Source organism: Pseudomonas sp. HLT2-19-2, assembly GCF_054898005.1.
The window spans coordinates 5590541-5608251 of the sequence record NZ_CM142712.1; the positions used below are offsets into that span (position 1 = coordinate 5590541).

Genomic DNA, 17711 nt, shown 5'->3' on the forward strand with positions numbered 1-17711 from the left:
GGGGATTTGGGATTGTCTGCTATTCGGGTGGTGAATGGCTGAGCCTGCACTCGGATCGTTCCCACGCTCTGCGTGGGAATGCCTCAACGGACGCTCTGCGTTCGGCTTTTAAATGGGACGCGGAGCGTCCCGGGCTGCATTCCCACGCAGAGCGTGGGAACGATCATTGCGTACAGGTCAGACCTGAGCGGTACGCAGTTTCTCGCTGCGCCCACGCAGCCATTCCAGGGTCAGCAGCAGGATCACCGAGAAGGCGATCAGCAGCGTTGCGGCAGCTGCAATGGTCGGGCTGAGGTTTTCGCGGATGCCGCTGAACATCTGCCGTGGCAAGGTCGCTTGTTCAGGACCGGCGAGGAACAGTGTCACCACCACTTCATCGAACGAAGTGGCGAACGCGAACAACGCACCGGAAATCACACCGGGCGCAATCAGCGGCAACGTCACCCGACGGAACGCCGTCAGCGGCGAAGCACCCAGACTTGCTGCGGCCCGCACCAGGTTTTGGTTAAACCCCTGCAACGTCGCCGACACCGTGATGATCACAAACGGCACACCCAACACCGCATGCACCACGATCAGCGAGAAGAAACTGTTGCCCAATCCCAGCGGGGCGAAGAACAGATAACTCGCCACACCAATGATCACCACTGGCACCACCATCGGCGAAATCACCAGCGCCATCACCAGCGCCTTGCCCGGGAAGTCGCCACGGGTCAGGCCAATCGCCGCCAGCGTGCCGAAGATCATCGCCAGCACGGTCGCCGCCGGGGCGACGATGACGCTGTTCCTCAGCGCGCGCATCCATTCCGCCGAGGCGAAAAAGTCGTGGTACCACTGCAACGAGAAGCCCTGCAGCGGGTACACCAGGAAACTGCCCGAGTTGAACGACAGCGGGATGATTACCAGCACCGGCAGAATCAGGAACAACAAAATCAAGCCGCAGAGAATCCGCAAGCTGTAGAACCACACCCGCTCGATGGGCGACATATAAGGATTCAGCATTTCGTTCTCCCCTTAGCTCAGGCGCAGGCGACTGGCGCCCACCAGCCAGCTGTAAATCAGATAAAGCACCACGGTCGCCAACAGCAGCAGCCCACCGAGTGCGGTCGCCATGCCCCAGTTGATGCTGGTGTTGGTGTAGAAGGCAACGAAGTAACTGACCATCTGATCGTTCGGGCTGCCCAGCAAGGCCGGGGTGATGTAGTAGCCGATGGCGAGGATGAACACCAACAGGCAACCGGCGCCGACACCGGCATAGGTCTGCGGGAAGTACACCCGCCAGAAACTGGCGAACGGGTGGCAGCCGAGGGAAATCGCGGCGCGCATGTAGGTTGGCGAAATGCCTTTCATCACGCTGTAGATCGGCAAAATCATGAACGGCAGCAGGATGTGCACCATGGAGATGTAAACCCCGGTGCGGTTGAACACCAGTTCCAGCGGTTTATCGATGATGCCCATGGCCATCAGACCGCTGTTGATCAGTCCGCCCGATTGCAGCAGCACGATCCACGCCGCGACCCGCACCAGGATCGAGGTCCAGAACGGCAGCAGCACCAGAATCATCAACAAGTTGCTTTGCCGCGATGGCAGGTTCGCCAGCAGGTAGGCCAACGGATACGCCAGCACCAGGCAGATCACGGTGATGATCAGCCCCATCCAGAAGGTCCGGGCGAAGATGTCGAGGTAGATCGCCTGATCAGGCGTGGCCGGGGCGATTTCGCCGAGGTCGTCGATCCGGTGATCGACCGCCGCCAGCAAGTAATACGGCGTAATGTTACTGGTGTTGCGGCGCACGGCTTGCCAGTAGGCCGGGTCGCCCCAGCGCTCGTCGAGACCTTCCAGCGCTTCTTTATAGGAGGCCGGTTCGGTGGCGAACGGCAAGGCGCGGGCGGTTTTGGTCAGCAGGCTGCGGTAGCCGGCCAACTCCATGTTCAAGCGCTTGGACAGGTCGCCCAAGGTCTGATTCTTGCGGGCCTCAGCGAGGTCTTCGCTGGCCGCCTTGTAAACCGGTTCAGCGGGCAGGCCTCGGCCATCCCAACTGGCGATGGCCGCCACGGTGCGCGGCATGCCGCCGACTACTTCCGGGTTACCGACGCTTTTGTAGAGCAGCGCCACGATGGGCACCAGAAACACCAGCAACAGAAACAACACCAATGGCGCGATCAAGGCTTGTGCTTTCCAGCGGTTGATCCGCTCGGCGTGCTTGAGCCGCTGCTTCAAGGTGGGGTCAGTGCCCGCGTTCAGGGGAATGGCGGTGGCCATGGCGTACTCCGGAAATCTTTGATCGTTACAGAGGAAGGCACTCCCTATCCGGGAGGCCACCTCTGTTCTTGATAGCTACACATCACCCCTGTAGGAGCGAGGCTTGCCCGCGAAGACGGTGTGTCAGTCAACATCAATGTTGAATGTACCGACGCTTTCGCGGGCAAGCCTCGCTCCTACAGGAGTGGATAAGCCCACGGGGTGGTCTTATTTTGCAGCCCAGGAATTGAAGCGCTGTTCCAGTTGCTCGCCGTTGTCAGCCCAGAAGCTGACGTCGATCTGCACCTGGTTAGCGATGTTTTCCGGGGTGGTCGGCATGTCTTTCAGGACATCCTTGGCCAGCAACGGTACGGCTTGGATGTTGGCCGGGCCGTAGGCGATGTTTTCCGAGTAAGTCTTCTGCTGTTGTGGCTGCACCGAGAACGCGATGAATTTCTTCGCCGCTTCAGCCCGTGCCTTGTCCAGACCTTTTGGAATGGCCCATGCGTCGAAGTCGTAGATGCCGCCGTTCCACACGACTTTCAGGTTGCTTTCTTTCTGCACGGCAGCGATCCGGCCGTTATAGGCCGAGCTCATGACCACGTCACCGGAAGCGAGGTACTGCGGCGGTTGCGCGCCGGCTTCCCACCACTGGATGCTTGGCTTGAGTTCATCGAGTTTTTTGAACGCGCGATCCTGACCATCCTTGCCGGCCAGCACCTTGTAGACGTCTTTCGGCGCAACGCCATCGGCCATCAGCGCAAATTCGAGGGTGTACTTGGCGCCTTTACGCAGGCCACGTTTGCCCGGGAATTTCTTGGTGTCCCAGAAATCCACCCAGCTGGTCGGTGCGGATGCCAGCTTGTCGGCGTTGTAGGCCAACACGGTCGACCACACGAAGAAGCCCACGCCGCACGGCTGGATAGCGCCTTTGACGTAGTCTTCGGATTTGCCGAACAACGCCGGGTCGAGTTGCTCGAACATGTCTTCGTCGCAACCACGGGACAGTTCTGGCGATTCAACTTCCACCAGGTCCCAGGACACGCTCTTGGTATCGACCATGGCTTTGACCTTGGCCATTTCGCCGTTGTACTCGCCTGCCACGATCTTGCCGTTGCCTGCCGCTTCCCACGGTGCGTAGAAGGCTTTGACCTGCGCTGCCTTATTCGCCCCGCCAAAGGACACCACGGTCAGGTCCGGGCCCGCCGCCATTGCGTGTGCCGCGCCGATCATGCCCATGACCAAAGCGGTGAATTTCAGGGATCTCAACATTTATTGTTCTCTCCACGTGCAGGGTTGGTGTTGTTGAAGCAGGGGGCGATCAATGCGCCTCTAGAAGTGGGTCGAGCGCGCGAACGTGTTCGACCTGCCAGCCAATCGGTACCACGTCGCCGACGGCCAGCGCGGGATCGAGCTCGGCAATCGGTTGTTTCACAAAGAAATCGGTCTTGCCGCAGACTTCCAGGCGAACCCGGACGTGATCGCCCAGATAGATGAATTCCGCCACCCTCCCCGAGAAGCGATTGACGCAGGACTCGCTCGAACCATTGAGGCTCACGCGTTCCGGACGAATCGACAGCGTGACCGGTTCGCCGGTCTTGCCGACGTTCACGGCCAGGGCTTCAACCTTTTCACCGCGACCGAGCTCGACCACGCAGCGGTCGCCGGTGTGGCTGTGCAAGCGGCCGTTGAGACGATTGTTCTCGCCGATGAAGTTGGCGACGAAGGTATTTTTCGGTTCTTCGTAGAGGCTGCGCGGTGGAGCGATCTGCTGGATCTCGCCTTGGTGGAACACCGCCACGCGGTCGGACATGGTCAAGGCTTCACCCTGGTCGTGGGTCACGTAGACCACGGTCACGCCGAGGCGCTGATGCAGATGCTTGATCTCCATCTGCATGTGTTCGCGCAGTTGTTTGTCCAGTGCGCCGAGGGGTTCGTCCATCAGCACCAGTTGCGGTTCGAATACCAATGCGCGGGCCAGGGCCACACGCTGTTGCTGACCACCGGACAGTTGCGCCGGATAGCGCTGGGCGAAGGTGTCGAGCTGAACCATGCTCAGGACGCGCTTGACCCGGTCACTGACGTCGCTCTTGTTCAAGCCGCGCACGGTCAACGGGAACGCGAGGTTCTCGGCAACGGTCATGTGCGGGAACAGCGCGTAATTCTGGAACACCATGCCAATGTCGCGCTTGTGCGGCGGCACGTTGTTGATTGACCGCCCGGCCAGCAGGATTTCGCCTGCGGTCGGTGTTTCGAAACCGGCAAGCATCATCAGACTGGTGGTCTTGCCGGAGCCGGATGGCCCGAGCAAGGTGAGGAATTCGCCTTTGCGAATGTCCAGGTTGAGGTCTTTGACGATCAGGTTCTCGCCGTCGTAGCTTTTTTGCACTCCACGAAAGCTGACCAGAATATCGCTGGCCCCTGCGTTTGAATCGACCTGGCTCATACCCACACCTTTGTTGTGATGACTGCTGTGGACTAAGCCTAGTGGACACTGCCGACCACGCAAATCGGGGCGCAGGAGAGAATGGCCTCAGCCGGATGGAAGGTTGGGGGTAGGGATTGCCCTACAAGGATGGCGGGGATGGATAGGGGCAGCGGCAATCTTGAAGCTGCAAGCCGCAAGAACGGGCAAAAGCGGGGTCGAAGGCATGTCGCAAATGGATATGGCGACGCTTCATCCCTGCAGGAGCACAGCTTGCTGGCGATGGCGATCTCACGGACGCCATCGCCAGCAAGCTGTGCTCCTACAGGGGGAGCGGTGTCCTTAGAGGAGTTTGTGCTCCATGGCGTACTTCACCAGTTCCGCCAGGGAGGTGATGTTGAGTTTCTGCATCAGCCGCGCCTTGTGGGTGCTGATGGTTTTGCTGCTCAAGGCCAGTTGCTGGGCGATGTCGTTGACGTTGGCGCCCTGGGCCAGGCGTTCGAACACCGAAAACTCGCGCTCAGACAGCAACGAGTGCAGCGGACGCGAATCGGTCAGGCCGACTTCGAAGACCATGCGGTCGGCCAGGTCCGGGTCGATGTAGCGCCCGCCCGCTGCGACCTTGCGGATCGCCGTCAGTAGCAGCGCCGGATCACTGTCCTTGGTCGCGTAGCCGGCGGCGCCGATCTTCAACGCACGGGCGGCCATTTGCGCTTCGTCGTGCATCGACAACACCAGAATCGCCGGCGGATTGTTCAGCGCGCGAATCCGCGGAATCGCCTCCAGGCCGTTGACCCCGGGCATCGAGATGTCCAGCAAGACCACTTCGCAGGGAACATGGCGCAAGGTCTCGAGCAACTGCTCGCCATTGCTCGCCTCCCCTACCACCAGCAAATCCTTGGCCAGGCCGATCAATTGCTTGATGCCTTCACGGACGATGGTGTGGTCTTCAGCTACCAGTACACGGATCACTTACTTCTCCTCATCCAATGGCACTCGCACACTCAAGGTCGTGCCTTCACCCGGTTCACTCTCAAGCGACAACTGCCCGCCCATGATCAACACTCGTTCGCGCATGCCGACCACCCCGAAGGATGTTGACCTACCGGTGGCAGGGACAAATCCTACGCCATCATCACTGATGGTCAGACACAACTCGTCGCCTTCCAGCGCCAATGTCAGTTCGACAGTATGCGCCTGGGCATGGCGCATGACATTGGTCAGCGCTTCCTGAAGGATCCGGAACAGGCCAATCGCCTTGGCATCACTGAGCACCGGCAGATTCTCCGGCACCTGCACCAGACACGGAATCTGCGTGCGCGCCTCGAATCGGCGGGCCTGCCACTCGATGGCCGAGGCGATCCCGGCGTCGAGAATCGGTGGCCGCAGCGCCGTCGCCACATCCCGTACCAGTTGAAACAACTGAGCGATCAAGCGCTTCATGCTGTTCAAACGTTCGTTCAGACCGGGGTCGAGCTGGGCGTAGGCCAGTTCGCACATGGATGTTTCCAGCTTCAGCACGGTGAGCATCTGACCCAGTTCGTCGTGAACTTCCCGGGCGATGCGGGCCTTTTCCTCTTCCCGCACGCTCTCCAGGTGCGCGGACAACTCGCGCAATTGCTCGCGAGAAGAGGCCAGTTCCAGTTCGATACGTTTGCTTTCGCTGATGTCCCAGACGATCCCGTCCCAGACATAGGCGCCGTCTTTGAGTCGACGGGTGATGGCCTTGATCTCGGCCCAGCGCTGCTCGCCGGAACGGGTGAGAATCCGCCCCTGCCACGACCAGTCACTGTCGGTATCCAGCGCATGGTCCTGGGTTTGGTGATAACTGGCCTTGTCGTCCGGGTGCACCAGGCTGCGCAGACCTTTGTCGCGATGGGCCAGGGTGGCCGGTGAGTAACCCACCAGGCTCTCGCTGCCTTCACTGATGTAGGCAAAATCGATCTGCCCCGTCACCGGGGCCCGCTCCAGACGAAAGACCAGTCCTGGAACGTTGGCGGCGATCCCTTGCAACCGGGCCTCGCTCTCCTGCAACGCGGCCAGGGCGCGACGGCGCTCGGTGACGTCGTTGAGGTAGACCACCAGGTATTCGCCGTCGCGAAACCGCAAAAAACTCAGCGAAACATCCACCGGCAGATTGCTGCCATCCGCCCGCACGCAGTTGGTTTCGAAACTCTGCGGGCCTTCCTCGCTGGCCCGGGCGCGCTTCCACAGGTTCAGCCAGCGATCCATATGCAAGCCGGGCTCGAAGTCGATCAGCGGCCGATCAATGATCCCTCCCGCCGGATAACCCAGCATGGTGTCGGCCGCGCGATTGGCGTAGCGCACATGGCTATCCCAATTGACCCAAAGGATACCGACGGTGCTCTGGTCAATGGAAAACTGGGTGAGACGCAAGGCTTCTTCACTGGCGGCACGCAGGGCAATGTCTTCGCGCGCTGCCAGCAAACGATGCTCAAGACTGTGCTGCTGCCGCCGCTGCCAGAACACGATGGCCATGCTGCTCAACATCAACACCGCCAACAACAGACAGAGGTTTTGCCAGAAACCCGGGGACTCGGTCAGCCGCGGGTACTTGGGTTGCAGCCATTGGTTGTGCAGTTGCTCCAGGTCCTTGGCCGGGATCGCCCGCAACGCGCTTTCGACGATGCCAGCCAGTTCCGGCCAGTCCCGGCGCGTGGCCACCCGCAACAGTTGCGGCAGGCCGATGTCACCCACCACCACCAGCCCGGCGAACTCCGGTTCGGCGGACAGACGTCCCAGCTGCGCTTCGTCGACCACGGCGTAACTGGCCTGCTGACTCAATAACAGTTGCAGTGCCTGACGTTCGATCGGTACGCCTTGAAGGTTCAAGTGCGGGTAATTACTGCGAAGATAGTCAGCGGTAGCACCGGGCATGCGCACGGCGATGCGTGTCTGGCTGTCGAGGTTTTCCAGCTCGACCACGCCAGTGCTTTTCTGGTCGCTGACCACCAGTTGCGGCACCCGCATATATGGGTCGGAGAACTGCCAGAGCCGCAGGCCAGCGGGGGTTTGGCTCAACCCCGGAGCGACGTCGATTTCACCTTCGCGCGCGGCAGTTTCCAGTTGCGCCAAGTCGGGAAAGTTACGCCAGCTCAGCTCGACCTTGAGTGACTTGGCGAGCCATTTCATCAGCTCGACGTTAACCCCGGACAGGCGCTGCAAGCGGCGATCGTATTGGGCGTAGGGCACTTGCAACACCAGCCCGACACGCAACTCGCCATGCTGCGCCAGCCATTGCTGCTGGTCCGCGGACAATGGCGCGACGTGCACCGGTGGCGCGGGAGCCGCCCAGCCCATTAAGGGAAACCACAAACAGCCGATAACCCACAGGCAGCGAAAACGCATCATCGAAATCTCACACACTGACAAATACTGACCAACCCATTAGGCTGCCGGAATAACTTCTGGCCTGGAATATCCGATGCCCCCTGTTTCCCGCCTGGCACTGCCAGCATTGTGCCTGTCGCTGATCCTGCCTTGTGCCTTTTCCGTCGAGGCCGCCGACACGGCACCTGCCGCGACGCAAACACCCGCCGAAACAAAACCGGTCGAGCGCCAGCCGCTGCTTGAGCGTAGTCAGGAAGAAGCGAACGCACTTGAGCGACAAATCCCTGCTCAGGAACAGCAGCAACTGCAAGCGGGCAGCGACACGTTTCTGGCCTTGTGGAAACCGGCCAATACCGGCGAACCCAAAGGCGCGGTGATTATCATCCCGGGTGCCGGCGAAAGCGTTGACTGGCCGCAAGCAATAGGTCCATTGCGACGTAAATTGCCAGACGCCGAGTGGAGCAGCCTGAGTATCACCTTGCCGGACGTGCAAAGCGATGCCATTGCACCCCGTATCGTAGAAGTGGCACCCACGCCAAAAGCCCCCGACACTGGCAGCAAAGACTCGACCACCGCAGCGCCCATCGAACAAGCCGCGGGCGGTGAAGCAGAGGTGGCGGACAAGGCGATCGCCGAAACCGCCGAGGAACAGGCCAACGCCGACGCCGAACGAATCTTCGCCCGCATCGACGCCGCCATTGCCTATGCCGAACAGCAAAGCGCTCGCCGCATTGTCATATTGGGTCATGGTACCGGCGCTTACTGGGCGGCACGTTATCTGAGCGAGAAGCAGCCCTCGCAAGTGGAGAAGTTTGTGATGGTCGCCGCTAAGATGCCGCTGAAAGCCAAACCAGAGCTGGCCGAGCTTACACCGACCCTGAAGCTGCCCACCGCAGACATCTTCTATATGGATAAGCCGCTGGATCGCAACGCGGCGCTGGAACGTATGCAAGCCAGCAAACGTTTGAAAGCTTCGGCATTCAGCCAGGTGTCGCTCAAGGCTTTGCCCGGTAATACCAAGGCTGAGCAAGAGCAGCTATTCCGACGGGTGCGCGGCTGGTTGAATCCGCTAGCCGATTGACCCTTGCCGCCTTGCCGCCTTGCCGCCTTGCCGGTATTACACCCATGCCCTACTACCGAAAATCCCGCCGCTCACGGATCAATGTGTAGGCGCTATGCAGTTCGCGAGTCTTGTCAGTGGCTTCGCGAACCTGCGACGCCGTCGCACCGCTGCCGGCAATCTTGTCCGGGTGATGGCGACTCAGCAGGCGTCGATAAGCGCGTTTGATCTGCGCCGGCTCGCTGGTCGCCGACACGCCCAAAAGCCGCAACGCATCTTGGTAGGTGACAGCGTTGCTGACCGGCGCAAGCTTGTGCTGTTCATAATCGGCCGCCAGCGCCTGCACTTGATGCCGTGTCCAGCCCAGCCATTTGCCCCACTGCGTAATCAGCGCTCGCTCAGCACTACCGGCGCGGCCATCAGCCCAGATCATCCGCCAACAGGCGCGCAAGACGCCTTCGGCCGCGTGGGGTTGAGCACTCAAGCGGCGCAGGTAAGCGCGCAACCGGTCATCTCCCGCCTTGCCGCGATTGAACGCGGCAATTGCCCGGCGCTGGGCCGACTCGTTCATTTCCAGCGAACGCATTTCCTGACGGGCCTGCTGGATGTGGCCCTCCACCACCCGTCCATCGCATTTGGCCAGCCGTCCCAACAACACAAACAGCAGTTCGTCGTTGCGCAGCACCGAGCGACCACCGAGCTTTTCTCGCAAGTGCGCCCAGCTCTGCAAGTTCAAGCGCCGATCCAGCGCCTGCCCCAATAAAGCGCCAAGCATGGCCCCCGGAATGCTGGCGATGACAAAGCCCACTCCGGCTCCAATCAGAGTCGCTGGCCACAGCATGTCAGCGTCTCGCTTCTATCAAAGTTTCGACTTCAGCCAGACGCTCGTGAGTGCCGACATCCACCCAATGCCCTTTCAAGTGTTCGCCGGTTACCTGTCCATCGGCCATGGCCTTGCGCAACAGCGGTGCAAGCTTGAACGCGCCGGCTGAGCAACCGTCGAACAGCTGCGGGTGCAGCACCGCGATGCCGCTGTAGGTCAGATTTGCGGTGTCAGGCTGACCGTCGCGTACTTGCCCATCGATCAGACTGAAATCCCCGGCCAGGTGATGGGCCGGGTTGTCCGCCAGCACCAAATGCGCCAGCCCGCCAATGGGCTGATGCAATACGCTGAAGTCGTAATCGGTCCAGATGTCACCGTTGACCACCAAAAAGGCCTCATCACCCAACAACGGCAACGCGCGAAAAATCCCGCCTCCGGTTTCCAGTGGCTCACCTTCCGGCGAGTACTGAATACGTACGCCGTATTGAGAGCCATCACCGAGGTAGCTTTCGATCTGCTGACCAAGCCAGGCGTGGTTGATCACCACTTCGGTAAACCCCGCCACCGCCAAGGCCTTCAAGTGATACTCGATCAACGGTATACCGCCAGCGCGTACCAGCGGTTTCGGGGTGGTCAGAGTCAGCGGGCGCATGCGCTCGCCCTTGCCTGCCGCCAGAATCATCGCCTTCATGCATTCGCTCCAGCGCGCAAACTGGCCAGCAACACATCCAGTTCAGCCAACTCAGGACGACGGGCGATCACTGCGTCTATATAAGCAAAGAAGCGCGGCACATCGCCGAGATAGCGCGGCTTGCCATCACGGTGGCAGATGCGGGCGAAGATGCCGATCACTTTCAGGTGACGCTGCACGCCCATCAGGTCGCTGGCACGCAGGAAATCTTCGAAGTCAGACTGAACCGGAATGCCCAAGGCGCCTGCTTGTTGCCAGTAATCTTGCAGCCAAGCGCACACGCGCTCTTCGGGCCAACTGAGGAACGCATCCTTGAACAGGCAGGTCACGTCGTAGGTCACAGGGCCATAGACTGCATCCTGGAAATCCAGCACACCGGGATTCGGTTCGCTGAGCATCAGATTGCGCGGCATGTAGTCGCGGTGCACCAGCACTTTAGGCTGGGCCAGGGCGCTGTCGATCAATAGATCAGTCACGTTCTGCCAGAGCATTTGCTGAGCCGAGTCGAACTCGATACCCAACTCACGCTTCACGTACCACTCAGGGAACAATTCCAGTTCGCGGCGCAGCAGCGCTACGTCATAACTTGGCAGCGGTGCAACCATCGGCAATTGCTGAAAAGCCAGCAGTGCTTGCAGGGCATCCTTGAACAAATTGTCGGCGTTTCCGCTGTCGATTACGTCCAGGTAAGTCTTATTGCCCAGGTCATTGAGCAAAAGAAAACCACGTTCGAGGTCTTCGGCATAAATTTTCGGAACATTTATTCCGGATTTCGCCAGCAAAAAAGCGATATCCACGAAGGGTTTGCAGTTTTCCTGGGGGGGTGGCGCGTCCATCACGACGAAGCTTCTGCCCTCGCCTTCCCAGCGGAAATAACGTCGAAAACTCGCATCGCTACTGGCTGCGGTCAACGTGGCCGGGGGTACGACGCCCCAACCCTGCTCTGCAAAGAGGGCAGCCAATTGTTCATCGAGCCAAACTTTCAGGTGTTGCAAACGTACATCTTGGTCAGGCATTGCAAGGGTCTCCGACGGCGCTAGCCGTCAAGCGGGGCATGCTTTATTATCCAGCATCTTTTTCAGACCATCGAGAGGCGTGCGGCCCACACCGCGGGCAGATGGCACGCAGGAAGCCCGGACTAATAAGATGGCATTGAAATCCCCCGCGTTTCGTAAAAAATTTCCGTTGTTGGTTACCGGCAGTCTGCTGGTCCTGCAACCTCTAGCCACTTCGTTCGTGGTCGCCGCGGAACAGTATGACTGCTCAGTCTCTGCTTCGGGTGCCTGGAACTGTGCGCCAAAATCTCCAGCAGCTGCGCTGCCTCCGCGTCCCGTCCATGACGGCAGTGCGGCGGTAAGCACCAGCGGCGAGACTCCGGCCGACAGCGGTTCCAGTCAAGACACCGGCGTCAAGCCCGTGCTGGTGACCGAATCCAAGGGCCGCGGCTTGAAGTCGCGTAGCGAAGACTACAGCCACCTCGACTGGGTTCCGCGCGAGAAGCTCACTGCAGCGCAATTGGCCGAAACCGGTCCTTACTGCTCTGGTTCCTATATCGAACCGATTCGTCCTGGCATGAATGACAAGACGAATAAAAGTGACGCTCCGACCTTTCTCGGCGCCAAAGCCTCTCGCTATAAGCAGGATGAGCAGGTCGCGACCCTGGCCGGTGACGTGGTCATGCGTCAGGGCAGCATGCAGGTCGAAGCCGACGAAGCGAATCTCTACCAGGCCGAGAGCCGTGGCGAACTGAGCGGCAACGTCCGTGTTCGCGACAACGGCGCACTGATCGTGGGCGACCACGCCGACGTGCAGCTCGACACCGGTGAAGCCAAGGTCGACAACGCCGAATACGTCCTGCACAAATCCCGTATCCGCGGCAGCGCGCTGTACGCCAAGCGTGCCGAGAACGCGATCATCCGTCTCAAGGATGGTACGTACACCACGTGCGAACCGAACAGCAACGCCTGGCAGCTCAAGGGCAACAACATCACCTTGAACCCGGCCACCGGTTTCGGCACCGCGACCAACGTGACGCTGCGGGTCAAGGACATTCCGGTTCTGTACACGCCGTACATCTATTTCCCGATCGATGACCGTCGCCAGTCCGGCTTCCTGCCGCCGACCATCGGCACCGGAACCGATACCGGCTTCCTGCTGGTCACACCGTATTACTTCAACCTGGCACCGAACTACGACGCCACGTTGTACCCGCGCTACATGAGCAAGCACGGCTTGTTGATGGAAGGCGAATTCCGTTACCTGACCCCGTCCAGCGAAGGTCAGCTCGGCGCCGCGTACCTCAACGACGAAGACACCGATCGCAGTGGTCAGACCGATTACCAAAAAAATCGCTACATGTACAACTGGCAGCACAAGGGTGGTCTCGACTCGCGCGTTCTGACTCAAGTCGATTACACCAAGATCAGCGATCCGTATTACTTCCAGGATCTGCAAACCGACCAGATCGGGGTTAAAAGCTCTGATTATGTGAACCAGCAGGGTTCTGTCACCTATCGTGGCGACAGCTACACCGCTCGCGTGAACGCCCAGGCTTATCAGCTCGCAACCATTTCGAACATTACGCCGTATGACCGCTTGCCGCAGATCACTTTCAATGGTCAGTTGCCGACTCACCCTGGTGGCCTGGACTTCGACTACGAGACAGAAGTCGTACGGTTTGATCGTGATTTGAAGAACGGTAACTTCGTAAACGAAGACGACACCGTCGAGCCGCGTCTTGATAACAACGTGACGGGACTGGCACGGGCCAACGGCGACCGTTTGAATCTCAAACCGGGTGTCAGCCTGCCGCTGGACTGGACTTATGGCTACCTGAAGCCATCGCTCAAGTACCAATACACCCAGTACCAACTGGATCTGGACGGTACCGGCAAAAGTCAGATTGCCGCGCAGACTGCGGAACAGCAAAAGCTCAACGGCACCTTCAGCAGCAACCAGAACCGTGGCGTTCCAATCGCAAGCATCGACAGCGGCCTGTATTTCGACCGTAACACCACGTGGTTCGGCAAAAACTATCGCCAGACCTTGGAACCGCGCCTGTTCTACCTCTATGTACCTGAGGAAGACCAGAAAGACATTCCGGTATTCGACACCAGCGAATACACCTTCAACTACGCGTCGCTGTTCCGTGACAACCGTTTCTCCGGCTCCGACCGCGTCGGCGACGAGAACAAACTGTCGCTGGGCGTCACCAACCGCTGGATCGAAGACAATGGCTTCGAACGCCAACGCATCAGCGTCGGCCAGGCCGTGTACTTCAAGGATCGTGAAGTTCAGTTGCCGGGTATTGATGCAAAAACCCGCCAGGATGCGCAGGCTAATGTCTCGCCCTATGCGCTGGAATACGAATATCGCTGGAACCGCGATTGGCGCACCACGGCCGATTACAACTGGGATCCGGACAGCCGCAGCCCGCGCTCGGGCAGCGCGATGTTCCACTACCAGCCTGAAGACAACCCGAACAAGGTCATCAACGCTGGCTATCGCTATCGCAATGACCAGGTCCGTTACGACCAGAACACTGGTAAGTGGCAAGTGGGCGGTGGTGACTACGGCACCCCAGGCCAACCTGGCTACGTGAAGGACTACTACAAGATTCAGCAGCACGATTTCTCGGTGATCTGGCCAATCGTGCCGCAATGGAACGCCATCAGCCGCTGGCAGTATGACTACAACCGTAACCGTACCCTGGAAGCTTTCGGTGGTTTCGAGTACGACAACTGCTGCTGGAAACTGCGCCTGATCAACCGTTACTGGGTTTCGTATGACGAGTTCAGTCAGAACGCCCCGGAAAACGAAAAAGGCGACCACGGCATCTTCCTACAAATTGTTCTGAAGGGACTCGGCGGCCTCACCGGCGCCAAAGTAGAGAGCTTCCTCGACAAAGGCATCCAAGGTTATCGTGAACGTGAAGACCAAGCTTTCTGATTGTCTGCGCCCGCTGATGCTGGGCGCGCTGTTCCTGGGTACCGCGGCGAACGCCGCGGTGCAGTCCATCGATAAAGTGGTGGCCATTGTCGACAACGACGTGGTCATGCAGAGCCAACTGGACCAACGCGTCCATGAAGTTCAGCAAACCATCGCCAAGCGCGGTTCAGCCGTGCCGCCGGCCGGCGTGCTGGACCAGCAGGTGCTTGAGCGCCTGATCGTCGAAAACCTGCAGCTGCAGATCGGCGAACGTTCCGGCATCCGCATTACCGATGAAGAACTGAACCAGGCTGTTGGCACCATTGCTCAACGAAACAACATGTCCGTGGATCAATTCCGCGCCGCTCTGACTCGCGATGGTCTGTCTTATGAAGACGCCCGCGACCAGATTCGCCGCGAGATGGTCATCAGCCGTGTGCGTCAGCGCCGTGTGGCCGAGCGTATCCAGGTGTCCGAACAGGAAGTGAAGAACTTCCTCGCTTCCGACCTTGGAAAAATGCAGCTGTCCGAAGAGTTTCGTCTGGCCAACATCCTGATTCCTACGCCGGAAAGCGCTAACTCCGACGCCATTCAGAATGCCGCCAAACAAGCCGACGCGGTTTACCAGCAGCTCAAGCAAGGCGCTGACTTCGGTCAGTTGGCAATCGCCAAATCCGCCAGCGAAACCGCACTGGAAGGTGGCGACATGGGCTGGCGTAAAGCCGGTCAGCTGCCACCTCCGTTCGATCGCATGCTGAGCACCATGACTGTCGGCGACATCACTCAACCGATGCGTACGCCGGGCGGCTTCATCATCCTGAAGATCCTCGACAAGCGTGGCGGCGAGACCCAGGTGCGTGACGAAGTGCGCGTGCGTCATATCCTGGTCAAACCTAGCCCGATCCGCGACGAGGCTAAAACCAAGGCGTTGTCTGAGTCGCTCTATACCCGAATCGAGGCGGGTGAAGATTTCGGCGAACTGGCGAAAAGCTTCTCGGAAGATCCGGGTTCCGCCCTCAACGGTGGCGACCTGAACTGGATCGACCCGAATGCATTGGTGCCTGAATTCCGCGAAGTGATGGCCAAGACCCCGCAAGGTCAGCTGTCCAAGCCGTTCCAGACCCAATACGGCTGGCACGTTCTGGAAGTCCTTGGCCGTCGCGCCACTGACAGCACCACCCAGGCCCGTGAGCAGCAAGCGATGACCGTATTGCGTAACCGCAAATACGACGAAGAGTTGCAAACCTGGCTGCGTCAGATCCGTGACGAAGCGTACGTAGAGATCAAGCTCCCTGGTGCAGACCAGGCAACGCAGTGAAACCCAAACGTTTCGCGCTGACACCCGGCGAGCCGGCCGGCATAGGTCCTGACCTGTGCCTGCTGCTCGCCTCGCAAGCCCAGCCACACCCCCTGATTGCCATTACCAGCCGCGACCTGCTCCTAGAGAGGGCCGCGCAACTGGGCGTAGTTGTCGATTTGCTGCCGGTAACCCCGGACAGCTGGCCGGATGTACCTGCGCCGGCCAACAGTCTGTATGTCTGGGATACACCGCTCAACGCCAAGGTCACCGCCGGGCAACTGGACAAGGCCAACGCGGCTTTCGTACTGGAAACCCTGACCCGAGCTGGCCAAGGCTGCCTGGACGGGCATTTTGCCGGCATGATCACCGCCCCCGTTCACAAGGGCGTGATCAATGACTCTGGGATCGCCTTTTCCGGGCACACGGAATTTCTTGCCGACCTGACCCATACCGCACAAGTGGTGATGATGCTCGCCACTCGCGGATTGCGCGTGGCGTTGGTCACCACTCACCTGCCTCTTCGCGAGATTGCCGATGCGATCACGCCGGAGCGACTGGAACGGGTCACGCGAATTCTGCACACCGATCTACAAGAAAAATTCGGCATCGCCCAGCCGCGCATCCTGGTGTGTGGGCTCAACCCCCATGCCGGCGAAGGCGGACACCTGGGCCATGAAGAAATCGACATTATCGAACCTACATTAGAGCGCCTGCGCGGCGAAGGAATGGACCTTCGCGGCCCCCTGCCCGCCGACACTCTGTTTACCCCCAAATATCTGGAGCACTGCGACGCGGTGCTGGCGATGTACCACGACCAGGGCCTGCCGGTGCTGAAGTACAAAGGCTTCGGCGCGGCAGTCAACGTGACCCTCGGCTTGCCGATCATCCGCACATCGGTGGACCACGGCACTGCCCTGGACCTGGCCGGCAGCGGCAAAATCGACACCGGCAGCCTGCAAGTCGCCCTGGAAACCGCTTACCAGATGGCCGAGACCCGTTTATGACCGAGCATTACCAACACAAGGCGCGCAAACGCTTTGGCCAGAACTTCCTGCACGATGCCGGCGTTATCGACCGCATCCTGCGCGCCATCCGCGCCAAACCCGAAGACCGCCTGCTGGAAATCGGCCCGGGCCAGGGCGCGCTGACTCAAGGCCTGCTCAACAGCGGCGCGCAGTTGGACGTGGTGGAGCTGGACAAGGACCTGATCCCGATCCTCAACCAGCAGTTCGCCGGCAAGGACAACTTCAACCTGCACCAGGGCGACGCGCTGAAGTTCGACTTCAACAGCCTGAATGCCGCGCCGAACAGCCTGCGTGTGGTCGGCAACCTGCCGTACAACATCTCCACGCCACTGATTTTCCACCTGCTGAACAACGCCGGCATCATTCGCGACATGCACTTCATGCTGCAAAAGGAAGTGGTCGAGCGTCTGGCGGCAGGCCCCGGTGGTGGTGACTGGGGTCGCTTGTCGATCATGGTTCAGTATCACTGCCGAGTTGAACATCTGTTCAACGTCGGCCCGGGCGCGTTCAATCCGCCGCCGAAAGTCGACTCGGCCATCGTGCGCCTGGTACCCCACGCGGTACTGCCGCACCCGGCCAAGGATCACAAGTTGCTGGAGCGCGTCGTGCGCGAAGCCTTCAACCAGCGCCGCAAGACCCTGCGCAACACCCTTAAATTGCTGTTGAGCAACGATGAGATCGAAGCCGCCGGCGTCGATGGCAGCCTGCGCCCCGAGCAACTTGATCTGGCCGCTTTCGTGCGTCTGGCTGACAAGCTCAGCGAACAAGTCCTACAAAAGCCTTCTGATATCTGACAGGCCTGAAGCGTTATCGGGTAGGACACCGGCCCTCATGTCTGGTTTACTACCCGATACTTGGCCTAGACTGA

14 protein-coding genes are annotated in these 17711 nt (G+C 59.8%); 5 read left to right on the plus strand and 9 right to left on the minus strand.

Going from position 1 to position 17711, the window contains the following annotated elements; all coding sequences use genetic code 11:
* Nucleotides 1-177 precede the first annotated feature (177 nt).
* The 6 genes from ACYZTU_RS26365 to ACYZTU_RS26390 form a co-directional block, all read right to left on the minus strand.
* Nucleotides 178-1002, minus strand: coding sequence for an ABC transporter permease (locus tag ACYZTU_RS26365; protein WP_449646331.1), 825 nt, complete (start codon nucleotides 1000-1002; stop codon nucleotides 178-180).
* A 12-nt stretch (nucleotides 1003-1014) separates the two neighbouring features.
* Nucleotides 1015-2262: an ABC transporter permease gene (locus ACYZTU_RS26370; RefSeq protein ID WP_131061006.1), complete on the minus strand. Its 1248-nt coding sequence runs from the start codon at nucleotides 2260-2262 to the stop codon at nucleotides 1015-1017.
* Nucleotides 2263-2469: 207 nt separating this feature from the next.
* On the minus strand, nucleotides 2470-3513 hold the full coding sequence (locus tag ACYZTU_RS26375) for an ABC transporter substrate-binding protein (RefSeq protein WP_461966649.1): 1044 nt from the start codon (nucleotides 3511-3513) through the stop codon (nucleotides 2470-2472).
* A 49-nt stretch (nucleotides 3514-3562) separates the two neighbouring features.
* The gene (locus tag ACYZTU_RS26380; protein ID WP_461966651.1) at nucleotides 3563-4687 is read right to left on the minus strand and encodes an ABC transporter ATP-binding protein; all 1125 of its coding nucleotides are present in this window, start codon (nucleotides 4685-4687) and stop codon (nucleotides 3563-3565) included.
* 321 nt (nucleotides 4688-5008) lie between these two features.
* Complete coding sequence (locus ACYZTU_RS26385; RefSeq protein WP_008147212.1) at nucleotides 5009-5638, minus strand: response regulator; 630 nt, start codon at nucleotides 5636-5638, stop codon at nucleotides 5009-5011.
* Nucleotides 5639-8038 (minus strand): PAS domain-containing sensor histidine kinase, encoded by a 2400-nt coding sequence (locus ACYZTU_RS26390; protein ID WP_461966653.1) that lies wholly within the window; start codon nucleotides 8036-8038, stop codon nucleotides 5639-5641.
* A 73-nt stretch (nucleotides 8039-8111) separates the two neighbouring features.
* On the opposite strand from ACYZTU_RS26390, the gene ACYZTU_RS26395 reads away from it, so the two are divergent.
* A complete protein-coding gene (locus ACYZTU_RS26395) occupies nucleotides 8112-9098 on the plus strand; it encodes an alpha/beta hydrolase family protein (protein ID WP_461966655.1) in 987 nt (328 codons plus the stop codon).
* 52 nt (nucleotides 9099-9150) lie between these two features.
* Here ACYZTU_RS26395 and ACYZTU_RS26400 read toward each other — a convergent pair whose 3' ends face one another.
* Genes ACYZTU_RS26400 through ACYZTU_RS26410 form a run of 3 tightly spaced genes read right to left on the minus strand, consistent with a single transcriptional unit; the run spans nucleotide 9151 to nucleotide 11607 of the window.
* Nucleotides 9151-9918 carry a TerB family tellurite resistance protein gene (locus tag ACYZTU_RS26400; RefSeq protein WP_461966657.1) on the minus strand — a complete coding sequence of 256 codons (768 nt, stop codon included), beginning with the start codon at nucleotides 9916-9918 and terminating at the stop codon, nucleotides 9151-9153.
* A 1-nt stretch (nucleotide 9919) separates the two neighbouring features.
* Nucleotides 9920-10591, minus strand: a complete 672-nt coding sequence (gene murU / locus ACYZTU_RS26405; protein ID WP_461966659.1) for an N-acetylmuramate alpha-1-phosphate uridylyltransferase MurU — start codon at nucleotides 10589-10591, stop codon at nucleotides 9920-9922.
* Complete coding sequence (locus ACYZTU_RS26410; protein ID WP_461966661.1) at nucleotides 10588-11607, minus strand: aminoglycoside phosphotransferase family protein; 1020 nt, start codon at nucleotides 11605-11607, stop codon at nucleotides 10588-10590. The genes murU and ACYZTU_RS26410 overlap by 4 nt, the downstream gene beginning before the upstream one ends.
* A 130-nt stretch (nucleotides 11608-11737) precedes the next feature.
* Between ACYZTU_RS26410 and ACYZTU_RS26415 the strand changes: the two genes are divergently transcribed.
* Genes ACYZTU_RS26415 through rsmA form a run of 4 tightly spaced genes read left to right on the plus strand, consistent with a single transcriptional unit; the run spans nucleotide 11738 to nucleotide 17637 of the window.
* Nucleotides 11738-14539: an LPS-assembly protein LptD gene (locus ACYZTU_RS26415; RefSeq protein ID WP_461966663.1), complete on the plus strand. Its 2802-nt coding sequence runs from the start codon at nucleotides 11738-11740 to the stop codon at nucleotides 14537-14539.
* A complete protein-coding gene (gene surA / locus ACYZTU_RS26420; protein WP_461966665.1) occupies nucleotides 14514-15836 on the plus strand; it encodes a peptidylprolyl isomerase SurA in 1323 nt (440 codons plus the stop codon). Before ACYZTU_RS26415 ends, surA begins: the two co-directional genes overlap by 26 nt.
* Complete coding sequence (gene pdxA, locus ACYZTU_RS26425) at nucleotides 15833-16822, plus strand: 4-hydroxythreonine-4-phosphate dehydrogenase PdxA (protein WP_461966667.1); 990 nt, start codon at nucleotides 15833-15835, stop codon at nucleotides 16820-16822. Before surA ends, pdxA begins: the two co-directional genes overlap by 4 nt.
* On the plus strand, nucleotides 16819-17637 hold the full coding sequence (gene rsmA / locus ACYZTU_RS26430; protein ID WP_461966668.1) for a 16S rRNA (adenine(1518)-N(6)/adenine(1519)-N(6))-dimethyltransferase RsmA: 819 nt from the start codon (nucleotides 16819-16821) through the stop codon (nucleotides 17635-17637). The genes pdxA and rsmA overlap by 4 nt, the downstream gene beginning before the upstream one ends.
* Nucleotides 17638-17711 lie beyond the last annotated feature (74 nt).

What these genes read in the sequence shown, in the direction of transcription:
- ACYZTU_RS26365 (WP_449646331.1), bottom strand. Translation starts at nt 1,002, where the DNA reads ATGCTGAATCCTTATATGTCGCCCATCGAGCGGGTGTGGTTCTACAGC.
- ACYZTU_RS26370 (WP_131061006.1), bottom strand. Translation starts at nt 2,262, where the DNA reads ATGGCCACCGCCATTCCCCTGAACGCGGGCACTGACCCCACCTTGAAG.
- ACYZTU_RS26375 (WP_461966649.1), bottom strand. Translation starts at nt 3,513, where the DNA reads ATGTTGAGATCCCTGAAATTCACCGCTTTGGTCATGGGCATGATCGGC.
- ACYZTU_RS26380 (WP_461966651.1), bottom strand. Translation starts at nt 4,687, where the DNA reads ATGAGCCAGGTCGATTCAAACGCAGGGGCCAGCGATATTCTGGTCAGC.
- ACYZTU_RS26390 (WP_461966653.1), bottom strand. Translation starts at nt 8,038, where the DNA reads ATGATGCGTTTTCGCTGCCTGTGGGTTATCGGCTGTTTGTGGTTTCCC.
- ACYZTU_RS26395 (WP_461966655.1), top strand. Translation starts at nt 8,112, where the DNA reads ATGCCCCCTGTTTCCCGCCTGGCACTGCCAGCATTGTGCCTGTCGCTG.
- ACYZTU_RS26400 (WP_461966657.1), bottom strand. Translation starts at nt 9,918, where the DNA reads ATGCTGTGGCCAGCGACTCTGATTGGAGCCGGAGTGGGCTTTGTCATC.
- murU (WP_461966659.1), bottom strand. Translation starts at nt 10,591, where the DNA reads ATGAAGGCGATGATTCTGGCGGCAGGCAAGGGCGAGCGCATGCGCCCG.
- ACYZTU_RS26410 (WP_461966661.1), bottom strand. Translation starts at nt 11,607, where the DNA reads ATGCCTGACCAAGATGTACGTTTGCAACACCTGAAAGTTTGGCTCGAT.
- ACYZTU_RS26415 (WP_461966663.1), top strand. Translation starts at nt 11,738, where the DNA reads ATGGCATTGAAATCCCCCGCGTTTCGTAAAAAATTTCCGTTGTTGGTT.
- rsmA (WP_461966668.1), top strand. Translation starts at nt 16,819, where the DNA reads ATGACCGAGCATTACCAACACAAGGCGCGCAAACGCTTTGGCCAGAAC.